We start from the raw sequence: 13,759 nt of genomic DNA on the forward strand, positions 1-13,759 counted from the left end.
GAGCCTAACCGGACGCATGTTCCGCATACGAACCGGATCACTGCTCTTGGCCGGTTGGGCACTCTTGCGGCCGGCCGCGAGATGTGCCTGACCAGCTGCTACACGGGTGGCCAGGGAATTGCAGGCCACTCGCCGGACGGGACGGGATGGGTCCCCGAGGCCAGCAGCGCCGTGACACGGTCCCGTACGGCGGCGACCTCGGCCGGGGTGAGCAATTCGGCCAGACGGGCGGCGAGCGGTGCCCCCTCCGCGAGCGCGGCGGCCACGGACGCGAGCGTCTCGGTCGCCTCCGCGGGCAGCGGCTCCCCCGCCCAGCCCCACAGCAGGGTGCGCAGCTTGTCGTCGGTGTTGAACGTGACCCCGTGATCGATGGCGTACAGGGCGCCGTCGGCCGTGGGCAGCAGATGGCCGCCCTTGCGGTCGCCGTTGTTGATCACCGCGTCGAGCACGGCCAGGCGGCGCAGCCGCTCGTCGTCGGCGTGGACCAGCAGGGCCGTGCGGCCCTCGCCGACATCGGCGAAGCCGACCGCCTTCCAGCCCTCGTCCGGCTCCTCGTCCTCGACGAGCGCGAGCAGCGCGGCCTCCGGATCGGCCTCGATCCACAGCTGGACCATGCCCTGGCCGAAGGGTCCGTCCCGCAGCACGGTGGGCGGCACGAGCCCCCAGCCGGTGGCTTCGGAGAGCTCGTACGCCGCCACCTCGCGCTGGGCGAGCGTGCCGTCCGGGAAGTCCCACAGCGGACGCTCGCCGGCGATCGGCTTGTAGACGCACATCGCCTCGTCGCCCTCGTACGCCACCGAGCAGTAGAGCACCGCGTTGGACGCCTCGCGGAGCCGCCCGCGCACGGTCAGTTCGCCCTTCGCCAGCAGCGTGAGCACGTCGACCGTGCTCACGCGCCCCGTCGGTATCCGTTCTGGCGCGGGCATACGTGTCCTTCCGGATCGAGCGGCAGGCTGCACAGCGGGCACGGCGGCCGGCCGGCGTTCACCACGTCCAGCGCGCGCTTGGCGAACGCCCTGGCCTGGGCGCCGGTGAGCCGGACGCGCAGCATCGGTGGGCCGTTCTCCTCGTCCTGCAGCAACCGCTCCTCGGCCTCCGCGAGATCCTCCTCGGAGTCCGCCTCGAGCTCGACGAGCGCCTGCGCCTCGACGATCATGCGCTGTTCCTCGCCGTCCCACGCCAGGGCCATCGTGCCGACGCGGAACTCCTCCTCGACCGGAATGTCGAGCGGCGCGGTGTCGGCGACGTCCGCGGGGGCCACGGCCGGCACGGGCGCGTTGCCCCCGGTGCGGCGCACCACCTCGTCCAGGAGCTCGTCGATCCGCTCGGCGAGCGCGGCGACCTGGGTCTTCTCCAGAGCGACGCTGGTGACGCGCCCTGCGGCGGAAGCCTGCAGGAAGAACGTACGGCGTCCAGGCAGCCCGACCGTGCCGGCCACGAAACGGTCCGGCGGGTCGTAGAGGAACACCTGACGGGACACGTCCTGTCTCCCTTGGGATCGGTCTTCGGATCGGTCTTACGGCCCGTCCACCCTACTGCGCGACGCGATCACGGTGCGCCCGCGCCGCCCCCGACAACCGCGCGCCCGCTCTCCTCGGTCCGCTCCTCCTCGTCGCTCGCACGCGGCACGAGCGAGCCGAAGTCCCCTGTGTCACCGAGGCGCAGGAGGAAGGGGCGGGTGCGGGTGTAGCGGATCGCGGTGACCGAGCACGGCTCGACGTGGATGCGCTGGAACAGATCGAGGTGCATGCCGAGGGCGTCGGCGACCAGAGCCTTGATGATGTCCCCGTGCGAGCACATCGCGTAGACGGCGCTGTCGCCGTGCTCCTGCTCGACGCGCGCATTCCAGTCGCGGACGGCGTCGACGGCGCGGGCCTGCATGGCGCGCATGGACTCGCCTGCGGGGAAGGCGGCGGCGGAGGGATGCTGCTGGACGACCTCCATCAGCGGCTCGTCGGTGAGTTCGCCGAGTTTGCGGCCCGACCAGTCGCCGTAGTCGCACTCGCCGATCCGGCCGTCGGTGTCCAGGGTCAGTCCGGGTCGCGCGTCGAGCAGCGGCTGCAGCGTCTCGCGGCAGCGCTCCAGCGGGCTGGAGACGACGGCGGCGAGCGGGACGCCTGCGAGGCGGGCGGGCAGCTGTGCGGCCTGCGCGGCCCCGCGTTCGTCGAGGTGGACGCCAGGCGTCCGGCCGGCGAGCACACCGGCGGTGTTGGCGGTGGAACGTCCGTGGCGTACGAGGATGAGCGTGGCCATGACGGCAAGCCTACGGCCGACCGCCGGCCTGCCGGGTGTCTGCCGGGTGTCTGCCGGGCGGCGCGGGCAGACAAAGACGAAGCCCCCTGCCGACGGAGGTGTCGGCAAGGGGCTTCTGCGCTCCTGCCGCATCAGCGGCTGGGGGCGGATGACAGGTATCCGCAGCGCGGAATGGTGGGCGTCGGTCCGGGACAGCCGCTCGCAGCGGCTCGCTCAGCCGTTCTCGGGGGCGGAGTCGTCGCCGGAGGCAGCGGCGGCAGCCGATGCAGCCGCGGCGGCGGAACCGTCACCGGAAGCAGCGGCGGCAGCCGCGGCGGCAGCCGCGGAACCGTCGCCGGAGGCAGCGGCCGCGGCGGCCGCAGCCGCGGCCGAGCTGCCGTTGGGCTCCTCGACGGGCTGAGTGCCCTCGTCGCCCTGCGGGACGGGAGCCTCGTCGTCCTGGGGGGCGGCGGGCGCGGTGTCCTTGTCGTCCTTGTCGGCCGGCGCGGTGTCCTTGTCGTCCTTGGCAGCGGGCGCGGTGTCCTTGTCGTCCTTGGATGCCGGCGCCGAGTCCTTGTCGTCCAGGGCCGCGGGGCCCGAAGTGCCCTGGTCGTCCCTCGTGTTGGGGGCCGCAGGCTTCGCCTCCCCGTTCGAGACGGTCACGGCACCTTCGCTGCCGGAGTTGCTGACGGCAGAGCAGCCGTTCTTGTGCAGGAGGATAACGTCACCCTGAGCGAAGGTGCAGTTGCTGCCGGTGACGACGACATCGCCGTCGTCGGCCGCCGCAACCGAAGCCGAGACTCCGACGAGGGCGGCCGCGGCGAGCGTCACGGCGGCGAGCCTGGGTATCTTGCGCATGCTTTTCTCCATTTCCTGTTCCCGCTCCACAGCGAGGAACGACGGTCGGGTCGCCACCGAGTCTTTGCGCGAGACCCGTGATGCGCCCGTGGAGAGATCCATTCGGATGACCACGTACCGTGTGCCGCGGAGCAGTTCTCCGGGCGCCCGATCACGCTGCCGGAGCGACTGCCGGCCGGGTTCGTGTCAGCCGCGGTGCCGTGGGTATGCGGCTACCGCCGGTTCGACGACGGGCCGGCGGACATGATCGTCCCCGGAGAAGTGGGACGGTGACCCGATGTCGGCCTTCTTCGGTGCGGCCAGCGACGTGGAGAAAATGCTCGGATGATCGTAGATTGCGCCATCTACCGCGACGGACGCCGCACCGAGGGTCCGGCGGACTTCTCCGACGCCCTGGACGAGGCGCGGGCCACGGGGGACGCCTTCTTGTGGATCGGCCTGCACGAGCCGACGGAGGACGAGTTCGACCACGTCTCCGAGGAGTTCGGGCTGCACCCACTGGCGGTGGAGGACGCGCTCAAGGCGCATCAGCGGCCCAAGCTGGAGGTGTACGACGACTCGCTGTTCGTGGTGCTGAAGCCGGTGGTCTACGAGCCGAGGAGCGATGCCGTCAGCACCGGCGAGCTCATGGTCTTCATAGGGGACTCGTTCGTGGTGACGGTCCGCCACGGCGAGGGCGCCCCGCTGCGCGCCGTACGCGAACGGCTGGAGGCCGAGCCCGCGGTGCTGCGGCACGGTCCGACGGCGGTGCTCTACGCGATCAGCGACGCGGTCGTCGACCACTACATCGAGGTGGCCGCCGAGTTGCAGGTGGACCTGGAGGAGATGGAGACCGAGGTCTTCGCCCCGGGCGGCAAGGACGCCAAGAACACGGCGGCGCGGATCTACACCTTCAAGCGGCAGGTGCTGGAGTTCCGCCGGGCGGCCGGGCCGCTGGCGACGCCGATGGAACGGCTCACAGGGGCCGGTGTGCCGTTCGTGCACGAGCAGTCGCAGCCCTTCTTCCGGGACGTCAGCGACCACCTGACCCGGGCGAACGAGCAGGTGGAGGGCTTGGACCGGCTGCTGTCGGACATCCTGTCCGCGCACCTCGCGCAGATGGGCGTGCGGCAGAACGACGACATGCGCAAGATCTCGGCCTGGGCCGCGATGGCCGCCGTCCCGACGATGGTCGCCGGAATCTACGGGATGAACTTCGACCACATGCCGGAGCTGCACTGGACGTGGGGGTATCCGGCTGTCGTGCTGCTGATGGCGGGCGCGGTCCTCGGGCTGCACCGGCTGTTCAAGCACCGGGGCTGGCTGTAGGACCCCCTGTCGCGGCCGGTTCAGACGGCGGGCGCGGGCGCGGGGGGTCCGTCGAGCGCTCCGCGGCGCTCCGGCATCGTGAGGGAGACCATGCGCCGCCAGCCGCCGAGCCGCTCGTACGCGTACATCCCGTGGATGCCCGCGGCGAGCGCCGCCGACTTGGCCTTCGGCCACCGCAGCAGCCGGCCCATGTGGCCCATCACGGCCAGGCTGACATCGCGGTAGACGGCGATCTCGTTCAGCGAGCTCTCGCGCAGCACCCGCTGGATCGTGCGGCCGTGTCCGGCTGCGGCGAGGCGGAGCAACTCCTCGTGGCAGTAGGCCAGGTGGTTGTCCTCGTCCGCGGAGATCATCCTGATGGCATTGCCCACCTCGGGGTGGTCGCCGAAGTACCTGACGAGCATGACCATCTGGTCGACGGCCCGCTGCTCGGTGACGCGGCTGTGCGCGAGGTAGACGACGATGTCCTCCTCGGTGAGGCGCTCGTCGCGGCGCAGCTTGTCGTGGGCGAGTCCGATGCCCCGCTTCTCCAGCAGCATCGTGTAGTCGGTCTCGGGCGGGACGGGGACGGGGTCCAGCTGCCGCTTCTTGAGCAGCGCGTTGAAGATGCGGCCGTGCTTGTCCTCGTCCGCGCCGTGCCGGGTGATCCTGGGGACCAGGTCGCGCATGCTCTCGGGGACCAGGGCCGCGATGCGCGCGTTCTCCCAGCCGCCCTGGTTCTCGCCGCTCGCCGCGATGGAGCAGAACAACTGGTAGGTGTCGTCGCTGTCGATGATTTCCTGGAAAATGCTTCGGGCCGAGAGCATGTGTGCCACCTCCGTGAAGGCATCCGCAAAGAACGAGTCAAATGCGGGGCTTCGAGGGTGGCAACAGGTGGAGCGGCCCACTCGTCCGAACGGATGAGGGAGGGCGGCACAGCGGCAGTAACCGCCGCGCCGGTCGCGCGTTGTACCGCGTGACGGCCGTGGCGGGGAAGACCCCCGAGCCCCCACCACGGCCGCAGACCTCCGCGATCTCCTCGGCCTCCTGCGCCTACTCGTCAGGCGAGGCCGGCGAGTTCCAGGGCCCCGGTGCCGGCACGCAGCGCGGCGATGCGCTCGTCGAGCGTGAAACCGGCCGGGGAGAGGGTCAGCGTGGTGACCCCGGCCGCGGCGTACGCCGTCATCCTGTCGGCGATCCGCTCCACGGGCCCGAGCAGCGCCGTCTGGTCGATCAGCTCGTGCGGCACCGCCGCGGCAGCGCCCGCCTTGTCGCCGGACAGGTACTTGTCCTGGATCTCGGCGGCCTCCTTCTCGTATCCCATGCGCTGGGCGAGCTGGTTGTAGAAGTTCTGCTTCCGGCTGCCCATGCCGCCGACGTAGAGCGCGGTGTACGGGCGGAACATGTCGGCGAGACCGGTGACGTCGTCGCCGACGGCCAACGGCAGTGTCGGGCAGACGTCGAAGCCGTCCATCGTCAGGCCCGCCTTCTCCCGGCCCGCGCGCAGGTGCTTGAGGGCGGTCTCCTCCAGGTGGTCGGCGGAGGGGAAGATCAGGAGGGCGCCGTCGGCGATCTCGCCGGTCTGCTCCAGGTTCTTCGGGCCGATCGCCGCGATGTACAGCGGGATGTGCTCGCGCTGCGGGTGGACGGTGAGCTTGATCGGCTTGCCCGGCCCGTCGGGGAGCGGGAGCGTCCAGTGCTCGCCCTCGTACGTCAGACGCTCGCGGCTCATCGCCTTGCGGACGATCTCGACGTACTCGCGGGTGCGGGCGAGCGGCTTGTCGAACCTGACGCCGTACCAGCCCTCCGACACCTGCGGCCCGGACACTCCGAGACCGAGGCGGAAGCGGCCGCCGGAGAGCGAGTCGAGCGTGGCGGCGGTCATCGCCGTCATGGCGGGCTGGCGGGCCGGGATCTGCAGGATCGCGGAACCGACGTCGATGCGCTCGGTCTGGGCGGCGACCCAGCTGAGCACGGTGGGAGCGTCGGAGCCGTACGCCTCCGCCGCCCAGCAGACGTCGTAGCCGAGCCTGTCGGCCTCCTGCGCGACGGCGAGGTTGTCGCCGTCCATCCCCGCGCCCCAGTAACCGAGGTTGATGCCGAGCCGCATAACCGCTCCCTCTTACTGATCAGTAACGTCCCTGTTCCGGGGACTCTAGCGCGGGCGCCCCTGATCCGGCAGGGGGACGTTGTCCACAGGCTCTCTCAGCGTGGGCCCCTGGCCAGTAATCTCAGCGCCCATGGAGCAGAGGCATCTCGGCCGCACCGGCCTGCGCGTGTCCCGTATCGGACTCGGCACCCTGACATGGGGCCGGGACACCGACGAGCACGATGCCGCCGGCATGTTGAAGGTCTTCTGGGAGGCGGGCGGGACGCTCGTGGACACGGCTGATGTCTACGGCGGCGGGGATGCGGAGTACGTGCTGGGCCGGCTGGTGGAGCGGCTCGTGCCGCGCCAGGACCTGGTCATAGCGACGAAGGCGGGCAGCGTGCCCGATCCGGACCGGCGCTTCGACGGCTCGCGCGGACATCTGCTCGCGGCGCTCGACGCGTCGCTGGAGCGGCTCGGGACGGATTACGTGGACCTGTGGCAGCTCCACGCCTTCGACCCCGGCACGCCGCTGGACGAGACGCTCCAGGCGCTCGACATCGCCGTTGCGAGCGGGCGGGCGCGGTACGCGGGCGTCTCCAACTTCTGCGGCTGGCAGCTGGCGAAGGCGGCGACCTGGCAGCTGTCGGCCCCAGGGGTGCGGACCCGGCTCGCGAGCACGCAGATGGAGTACTCGCTGCTGCAGCGCGGAGTGGAGCGCGAGGTGCTGCCCGCGGCGCTGGACCTCGGTGTGGGGCTGCTGCCGTCGTCGCCCCTGGGCCGCGGCGTCCTCACCGGCAAGTACCGGGCGGCCACGCCCACCGACTCCCGTGGGGCGTCGGAGCACATGGCGCCGTTCGTGGAGCCGTACCTCGACGAGGCGGCGAGCCGCATCGTGGACGCGGTGGCGACGGCGGCGGACGGTCTGGCGGCGACGCCGCTGGAGGTTGCGCTGGCGTGGGTACGGGACCGGCCGGGCGTGGTGGCCCCGATCGTGGGCGCGCGCACCGCGCAGCAGCTCACGGCGGCGTTGTCGGTGGAGGCGCTTAGTCTTCCTGACGAGATCTGCCAGGCGCTGGACGATGTTTCGGCGCCCGTGCACCGCTATCCCGACCAGGACTGGAGCACGCTGTGACCGCGCCCACCCCCGACCCCACCCCCGCCGACGCCGCCGACGGCGGCGAGCGACGGGAGTCCCCTGTGGCGGACGGCAGCGCCGGCCTCGCAGGCGCCGAGTCGGGGGTGCAGGCCCCTGACCCGTCGGACGACGCCCCGGCGGCGGGCGACGCAGCCGCCGAAGGCGACGCGGGCGCGGCGGCAGCCGCCGAAGGCGAGGGCGGCGGGGCGCAAGACGCCGGACCGGCGGGCGGCAGTGAGGTCGAAGCCGAGATCGCCGCGCAGCGGGAGCTGCGGGCGCGGATCGAGCAGCGGAAGGCCGAGCGGGGCGGCACCATCGAGAGCGGGGCCAAGCTCAGCGGGAAGGCCGCCGACCTGCTCGCCGCTGTACGGGCCGTGGAGAGCGGCGACGCCGCGGGCTCGGAGTTCTTCGACGCGGCGCCGCCCGTTCCCCGGCGACCTGCGCCGGCGCCCGCACCCACGCCCCCCGCGCCCGTCCGCGCGCCGGAGCGCGCGCCGGAGGCGTCACCCGAGACCGTGGCCGCCGTGCGGGCCGTGCTCGTCAGGGGCGGCGCGCCCGAGGCGCTCGCCCTCCAGGTCGCCGAGACCCTCGGCGAATCCGCCGCGGATCTGCTGGCCGACGACCCCTGGCAGCTGCTGTCCGTGCCGGGCGTCCGGCCCGAGCAGGCGGACGGTTTCGCGCGGGCGCTGCTCGGTGACGCGTGCGGCCCCGGTGACGAGCGGCGCGCCGCGGCCCTCGTGACCTGGCTGCTGGAGCGCGCGGCGCTCCAGGGGCACACCGCGCAGGACGCCTCCGCCGTGCGCGCCGCGCTCGCCGAGCGCAAGGTGCCCGATCCCGACGAGGCCGTCCAGCAGGCCGTCGCCTACGGTGCCGTCCTGGTCTTCCAGGAGGGCGTGGAGGACGAGCAGCCGGTGACCGTCCTTCTGGGACTCGACCGCTACGCCATGGCCGAGGAGAGCCTGGCCGACAGGCTCGCCCGGCTCGTCAGGACCGCCACCTCCCAGGACTGGGAGGGCCCCGAGCTGGTCCGGGCCACCGGTGCGCACGGACTCGTGGTGCACACCGGCGGCGAGGCGGCCCGCGCCGAGGCGGTCGCACTCGCGGTGCGGGCCCGGGAGACCGGCCTGCGGGCCGTCGTGGCCACGCACGGGGAGCAGGGCAGCCGCAGGCTGGGGGCCGAGGCCGGTGCCGTCACGGTCCCGGCGCTGCTCTCGGGTGCGGCCGGGCCCGGCCGGGACGAGGACGGTGCGCTGGCCCTCGACGTCCTGGTCGTCCTCGACGCACCCCAGCTGGACGTGGAGACCGCCGCGATGCTCGTCGAGTCGATGCCCGACGGCAGCCGCCTGGTGCTCAGCGGCGACCCCGGCGTGCTGGGGTCGGCCGGGGCGGGCCACGTGTTCGGCGACGTGATCGCCGCCCGGGTGTGCCCGCAGATCGCGTCGCGCACGCCCGACCCGGGTCCGCTCGGCGAGCTGGTGTCCGGCATCGGCATCGGTGAGCTGAACCAGGTGCCGGCGCCCGGCAAGGAGATCGTGATCGTCCCGGTGCGGGACGCCGGGGAGGCCGTTCACCGTACGGTGCAGCTCGTCGCCGACTCGGTGCCGCGGGCGATCGGCGTACCGGCCGAGCAGACGCAGGTGATCACGGTCGGTCACGGCGGCTCGGCGGGCACCCGCGCGCTCAACGCGGCGCTCAAGCAGCGGCTGAACCCGGGCCCCGGCCGGTTCGGCGGCTTCGACCCGGGTGACCGCGTCGCGTACACCCCGGCTCCCGGCCGGACCCTGACCGGCACCGTCGTATCGGCGGACGCGGAGGGCCTGCGTCTGGACTGCGAGGGGACCGGCACGGTCGTCCCCAGGGAGCGGGTCGAGTCGGCGGTCCGCCATGGCTGGGCGCTGACGGCGCACCAGGCCGCGGGCATGCGCTGGCCGGCCGTCGTCGTGGTCCTGCCGGGCGACGCCGCCCAGATGCTGAGCCGGCCGTGGGTGTACACGGCGTTCGGCCGCGCCGAGCGTCACCTGTCCGTCGTGCACGGCGTCGACCAGGCGCTGGCCCGTGCGGTGGCCGAGGTGCCGGGCGCGGAGCGCACCACCCGGCTGCGCCCGCTGCTGGAAGCTCTGCTGGCACCCGCGCCCTAGGCCCGGGCACGGCCGCGGCCCGTGACGACGGCATCGCGTCGTCACGGGCCGCGGCAGCGAGCCGGAGCAGCGTCACGGGGTGGGGCGGCCGCCGGACAGCGTCATGGAGCCGTGGCGGCAGCACGAGGCCCGGCCGTCGCGGCCGCCCTCACTCCTCCTGGTCGAGATCCTCCAGGTCCTCCGCCAGATCCTCCTCGTCGAAGACCGAGCTGACGTCGAAGCGGCAGACGACCCGCTCGGGGTCTGCCTGGTCGAAGGGGACGCTGAGCCACTCCCCCGGTTCGGGCAGCTCGTCCACGGCGGACACCCAGAGCGTGGAGTCCCCCTCCTCGAGACCGAACTCCTTGTGCCGCGAGGCGATTTCGTCCGGTTCGTACTCCCCGAAGAGCACACCGAGCGCCGCGTGCACGCTCGCGCCGACGACCGGCGCGTTCGCGGGCCGGTCCGCCGCGTCCGGATCGAGGTCGGCGATGCGCTGTGCCTGGGCGAGCAGCCGCTGCGGTTCCACCACCGCGTAGTCGCGGCGGATCAGCACGGTGAGAGCGTTCGGCTCCTCGGGACCCGCGTACGGCGGCAGCGAGTCGTCGGCACCCGGGATCTCGAAAGGTGTCACCTCGTCGTACCGGTCGTAGAGCCTCTCGTCGTACGCCTCCGCCGCCGCGGCGAGCGCGTTGAAGGCGTCGTAGACGGCCGGGTCGTCCTCACCCGTGCGGTTCTCGACCGCCTCGAGGTGGCGGTCCAGTGCGGCTTTGACCGCCTCGGCGGCGGCACGTACCTCGGCAGCGGTGGGCTGCGCAGCATCAGACATAGTGCAGACGCTATCCGTACCTGGCCGCTGCCCGCACAATAGATGCGATGCCGGAATACGAATTTGTCGACGTGTACGTCCCGCGCGGGGTCTCCCGCGGGGAGGCGACCCGTCTGCTGACCGACCATGCCGAGTACGGACACTGGGAGTTGGACCGACTGACCCTGCACCGGGACGGCAGCCGCCGCGTGCGGCTGCGCCGGCGCATCATCCGACAGGTACGCGCCACCTGGTGAGCGCACCGGCGGCTGTCCGGCCCGGATCCACGGGCGCAGACGCTCGCCGGGCGCAGACGTAAGGAGCGGGCCGGCGGGCCCGCTCCTTCGTTACTGCTTCAGCGGGGCCCGGTCACGCGGACGCGCGGGCCCGCCGGTAGAGCACTGCGCCCGCGAGCAGCAGGCCGACGCCAGCCGGGGCGAGCACGTCGAGCGCGTCCACACCGGTCTCTGCCAGCTGGTCGCCGCCGCCCTTGGGCTGGGTGACGGTCTGCGCACCCGGGATGTTCCGCTCGTTCGGATTCGACGGCGTGTGGGGGGTGGTGGGCGTCGTGGGCGTTGTGGGGGTGCCCGGGGTGCCCGGCTGCTCCGGCTCCTGCGGGTTGCCCGGCTTCCCGGGCGGCGTCGAGCCGTCGGAGTCGTTCTCGCAGTCGTTGCCGAACGCGGGGTTGAGGGCACCGATGATCGTGACGCTGTTTCCGCAGGCATTGACGGGCACGTCGACCGGCGCCTGTACCTGATTGCCCGAGCCGACGCCCGGTGAGTCGCTCGCTCCGCCGTCGGCGTGGGAGCCGCCGCCCGTGTGGGAGCCGCCGCCCGTGTGGGAACCGCCGCCCGTCTGCGAGCCGCCGCCCGTGTGGGAACCGCCGCCCGTGTGGGAACCGCCGCCCGTGTGGGAGCCGCCGCCGTTGCTGCCCGGACCGGATGTACCGTCCGACTCGTTGGCGCACTTGTTTCCCATGGCGGGATTCAGAAGTCCGATGACGTTCACGGTGTTCCCGCAGACGTTCACCGGCACGTGCACCGGCACCTGGACCGAATTCCCGGACCCCACGCCCGGCGAATTCGACGCTCCGCCGCCCGCCCCCGAATCCGCCTGTGCGTAACCCCCGCCGAGCGCGAGTACGCCACCCGCGGCCGCCACGGAGATCAGACCTTTGCGCGTGACCTGTCGCATGTCTTGTTGCCTGCCTTCCAGCTGTCAGGATGCCCCCGGTGTGCTTCCCGAGGACCGAAGAACCGGGCGGCTCCGGAGTGCATGGCACGCACTCCGGAGCCGCCCGGAATCAGACCCGGACCCCTGCGGGTCGAGTCACAACGCTCAGACGTTGGCGCATTCGTTGCCGAAGGTGGGGTTCAGCGCACCGATGACGCTGACCGTGTTGCCGCACACGTTCACCGGCACGTGGACGGGCACCTGGACAAGGTTGCCCGAGAGCACGCCGGGGGACTTCACGGCGGCACCGTAGGCGCCGGAGTCGGCCATGGCCACGCCCGCGCCCGCGAGCACCAGACCACCGGTGGCAGCCGCAGCAGCGACGACCTTCTTGATCATTGTTCCTCCTTGTTGGCAATACGGCCCCAGCCGCGGACCGCATCACCTGTAACGAGGAGGGCGCATGCGAGCTACGAGGCCAAACCCCCATTCACTCGTTTCGGTCAAGGATGGACATGCGGACGAATACGGGAGCGCCGGTTCGTCACTCCGGTGCCCTTCGGCAGGCAGCGGCAGGTCAGCAGTGGTCGAGGAATCGGTCGAGCACGCGGACGCCGAACTTCAGGCCGTCGACCGGGACCCGCTCGTCGACACCGTGGAACATGCCCGCGAAGTCCAGCTCCGGGGGCAGCTTCAGCGGCGCGAAGCCGAAGCAGCGGATACCGAGGTCGTCGAAGGACTTGGCGTCGGTGCCGCCGGAGAGCATGTACGGCACGGCACGGGCGATCGGGTCCTCCGCCTTGAGCGCCACCTGCATCGCGTCCACGAGAGCACCGTCGAAGCTGGTCTCCAGCGCCTTGTCGCCGTGCACGTCCTCGCGCCGGACCCGGGGACCGAGCAGCCGGTCCAGGTCCGCGAGGAACTCCTCCTCGTAGCCGGGCAGGAAGCGGCCGTCGACGTGTGCCGTCGCCTGGCCGGGGATCACGTTCACCTTGTAGCCGGCGCCGAGCATGGTGGGGGCGGCCGAGTTGCGCAGGGTGGCGCCGACCATCTTGGCGATGCCGCCGAGCTTGGCGAGCGTGGCGTCCATGTCCTCGGGGTCGAGCGGGGTGCCGAGCGCGTCGGAGAGCTCGTCGAGGAAGGAGCGGACGGTCTTGGTCACCCTCACCGGCCACTGGTGACGGCCGAGGCGGCCGACGGCCTCGCACAGCTCGGTGATGGCGTTGTCGTTGTTGGTCATGGAGCCGTGGCCGGCCGTGCCCTCGACGGTCAGGCGCATCCAGTGCATGCCCTTCTGCGCTGTCTCGACCAGGTAGAGGCGCAGATTCTCGTTCACGGTGAAGGAGAAGCCGCCGACCTCGCCGATCGCCTCGGTGACGCCCTCGAACAGGTCGGGGTGGTTGTCGACCAGGTGGCGGGCGCCGTACGTGCCGCCGGCCTCCTCGTCGGCGAGGAACGCCAGCACGACGTCGCGCGGCGGCTTGCGACCGCTGCGCAGCCTGTCGCGTACGACCGCCAGCGTCATGGCGTCCATGTCCTTCATGTCGACCGCGCCCCGGCCCCAGACGCAGCCGTCCGCGATCTCGCCCGAGAACGGGTGGTGCGTCCAGTCGGCGGCGTTCGCCGGGACCACGTCGGTGTGGCCGTGGATGAGCAGCGCGGGCCGGGACGGGTCCTCGCCCTCGATGCGGGCCACGGTGGAGGCCCTGCCCTTGTGCGACTCGAAGATCTGCGGCTCCAGCCCCACCTCGGCGAGCTTCTCGGCGACGTACTCGGCCGCGGCGCGCTCGCCGGGGCCGGTGTGGTCGCCGTAGTTGCTGGTGTCGATCCGGATCAGCTCACGACAGAGGTCGACGACCTCGTCCTCACCCGATGCGGTCCGGGTCGTGTTCGACTCGCTCACGCTGATTCCTCCCACTGTCGCTGCTGGTGGCCAGCCCTCATCCTCCCGCCATGGCGGCCGTTGCCCAAGGGCGGCCTCCGGACGTCACGGGGCGTTCACGGAACCGGGGGTGTGATCGAGCGGGGCCGAATGTTTGCTATGGTTTTCCACGTCG

At 72.2% G+C, this 13,759-nt stretch carries 14 protein-coding genes; 4 read left to right on the forward strand and 10 right to left on the reverse strand.

The window, feature by feature from the left end; translation table 11 throughout:
• Positions 1–98: 98 nt before the first annotated feature.
• The 4 genes from ACF08N_RS25980 to ACF08N_RS25995 form a co-directional block, all read right to left on the reverse strand.
• Positions 99–926 carry an SCO1664 family protein gene (locus ACF08N_RS25980; protein ID WP_392327077.1) on the reverse strand — a complete coding sequence of 276 codons (828 nt, stop codon included), beginning with the start codon at positions 924–926 and terminating at the stop codon, positions 99–101.
• On the reverse strand, positions 890–1,480 hold the full coding sequence (locus tag ACF08N_RS25985; RefSeq protein ID WP_392327078.1) for a DUF3090 domain-containing protein: 591 nt from the start codon (positions 1,478–1,480) through the stop codon (positions 890–892). Before ACF08N_RS25985 ends, ACF08N_RS25980 begins: the two co-directional genes overlap by 37 nt.
• 68 nt (positions 1,481–1,548) lie before the next feature.
• Positions 1,549–2,253 carry a histidine phosphatase family protein gene (locus tag ACF08N_RS25990; protein ID WP_392327079.1) on the reverse strand — a complete coding sequence of 235 codons (705 nt, stop codon included), beginning with the start codon at positions 2,251–2,253 and terminating at the stop codon, positions 1,549–1,551.
• 213 nt (positions 2,254–2,466) lie between these two features.
• The gene (locus ACF08N_RS25995; RefSeq protein ID WP_392327080.1) at positions 2,467–3,090 is read right to left on the reverse strand and encodes a hypothetical protein; all 624 of its coding nucleotides are present in this window, start codon (positions 3,088–3,090) and stop codon (positions 2,467–2,469) included.
• Between the two features lie 324 nt (positions 3,091–3,414).
• Here ACF08N_RS25995 and corA point away from each other — a divergent pair, with 324 nt between their 5' ends.
• Positions 3,415–4,398: a magnesium/cobalt transporter CorA gene (gene corA, locus ACF08N_RS26000; RefSeq protein WP_392327081.1), complete on the forward strand. Its 984-nt coding sequence runs from the start codon at positions 3,415–3,417 to the stop codon at positions 4,396–4,398.
• A gap of 20 nt (positions 4,399–4,418) precedes the next feature.
• Here corA and ACF08N_RS26005 read toward each other — a convergent pair whose 3' ends face one another.
• Both ACF08N_RS26005 and ACF08N_RS26010 read right to left on the reverse strand, forming a co-directional pair.
• Positions 4,419–5,204: a ferritin-like domain-containing protein gene (locus ACF08N_RS26005; RefSeq protein ID WP_392327082.1), complete on the reverse strand. Its 786-nt coding sequence runs from the start codon at positions 5,202–5,204 to the stop codon at positions 4,419–4,421.
• A gap of 233 nt (positions 5,205–5,437) precedes the next feature.
• Positions 5,438–6,487 carry an LLM class F420-dependent oxidoreductase gene (locus tag ACF08N_RS26010; RefSeq protein WP_392327083.1) on the reverse strand — a complete coding sequence of 350 codons (1,050 nt, stop codon included), beginning with the start codon at positions 6,485–6,487 and terminating at the stop codon, positions 5,438–5,440.
• A 130-nt stretch (positions 6,488–6,617) separates the two neighbouring features.
• Here ACF08N_RS26010 and ACF08N_RS26015 point away from each other — a divergent pair, with 130 nt between their 5' ends.
• Both ACF08N_RS26015 and ACF08N_RS26020 read left to right on the forward strand, forming a co-directional pair.
• A complete protein-coding gene (locus tag ACF08N_RS26015; RefSeq protein ID WP_392327084.1) occupies positions 6,618–7,601 on the forward strand; it encodes an aldo/keto reductase in 984 nt (327 codons plus the stop codon).
• Positions 7,598–9,742: a helix-hairpin-helix domain-containing protein gene (locus ACF08N_RS26020; protein WP_392327085.1), complete on the forward strand. Its 2,145-nt coding sequence runs from the start codon at positions 7,598–7,600 to the stop codon at positions 9,740–9,742. Before ACF08N_RS26015 ends, ACF08N_RS26020 begins: the two co-directional genes overlap by 4 nt.
• Positions 9,743–9,890: 148 nt before the next feature.
• On the opposite strand, the gene ACF08N_RS26025 is transcribed toward ACF08N_RS26020, so the two are convergent.
• Positions 9,891–10,550: a hypothetical protein gene (locus tag ACF08N_RS26025; RefSeq protein ID WP_392327086.1), complete on the reverse strand. Its 660-nt coding sequence runs from the start codon at positions 10,548–10,550 to the stop codon at positions 9,891–9,893.
• Between the two features lie 47 nt (positions 10,551–10,597).
• On the opposite strand from ACF08N_RS26025, the gene ACF08N_RS26030 reads away from it, so the two are divergent.
• Positions 10,598–10,786, forward strand: coding sequence for a DUF5703 family protein (locus ACF08N_RS26030; protein WP_392327087.1), 189 nt, complete (start codon positions 10,598–10,600; stop codon positions 10,784–10,786).
• 112 nt (positions 10,787–10,898) lie between these two features.
• Here ACF08N_RS26030 and ACF08N_RS26035 read toward each other — a convergent pair whose 3' ends face one another.
• The 3 genes from ACF08N_RS26035 to ACF08N_RS26045 all read right to left on the reverse strand — a co-directional run bounded on the left by ACF08N_RS26035 (position 10,899) and on the right by ACF08N_RS26045 (position 13,605).
• Positions 10,899–11,723 carry a chaplin gene (locus ACF08N_RS26035; protein WP_392327088.1) on the reverse strand — a complete coding sequence of 275 codons (825 nt, stop codon included), beginning with the start codon at positions 11,721–11,723 and terminating at the stop codon, positions 10,899–10,901.
• Between the two features lie 144 nt (positions 11,724–11,867).
• Positions 11,868–12,101: a chaplin ChpH gene (gene chpH, locus ACF08N_RS26040; RefSeq protein WP_392327089.1), complete on the reverse strand. Its 234-nt coding sequence runs from the start codon at positions 12,099–12,101 to the stop codon at positions 11,868–11,870.
• A gap of 178 nt (positions 12,102–12,279) precedes the next feature.
• Positions 12,280–13,605: a M20/M25/M40 family metallo-hydrolase gene (locus ACF08N_RS26045; protein WP_392327090.1), complete on the reverse strand. Its 1,326-nt coding sequence runs from the start codon at positions 13,603–13,605 to the stop codon at positions 12,280–12,282.
• Positions 13,606–13,759 lie beyond the last annotated feature (154 nt).

This window comes from Streptomyces sp. NPDC015127 (genome assembly GCF_043080095.1).
In the GTDB taxonomy this organism is placed as follows: Bacteria; Actinomycetota; Actinomycetes; order Streptomycetales; family Streptomycetaceae; genus Streptomyces.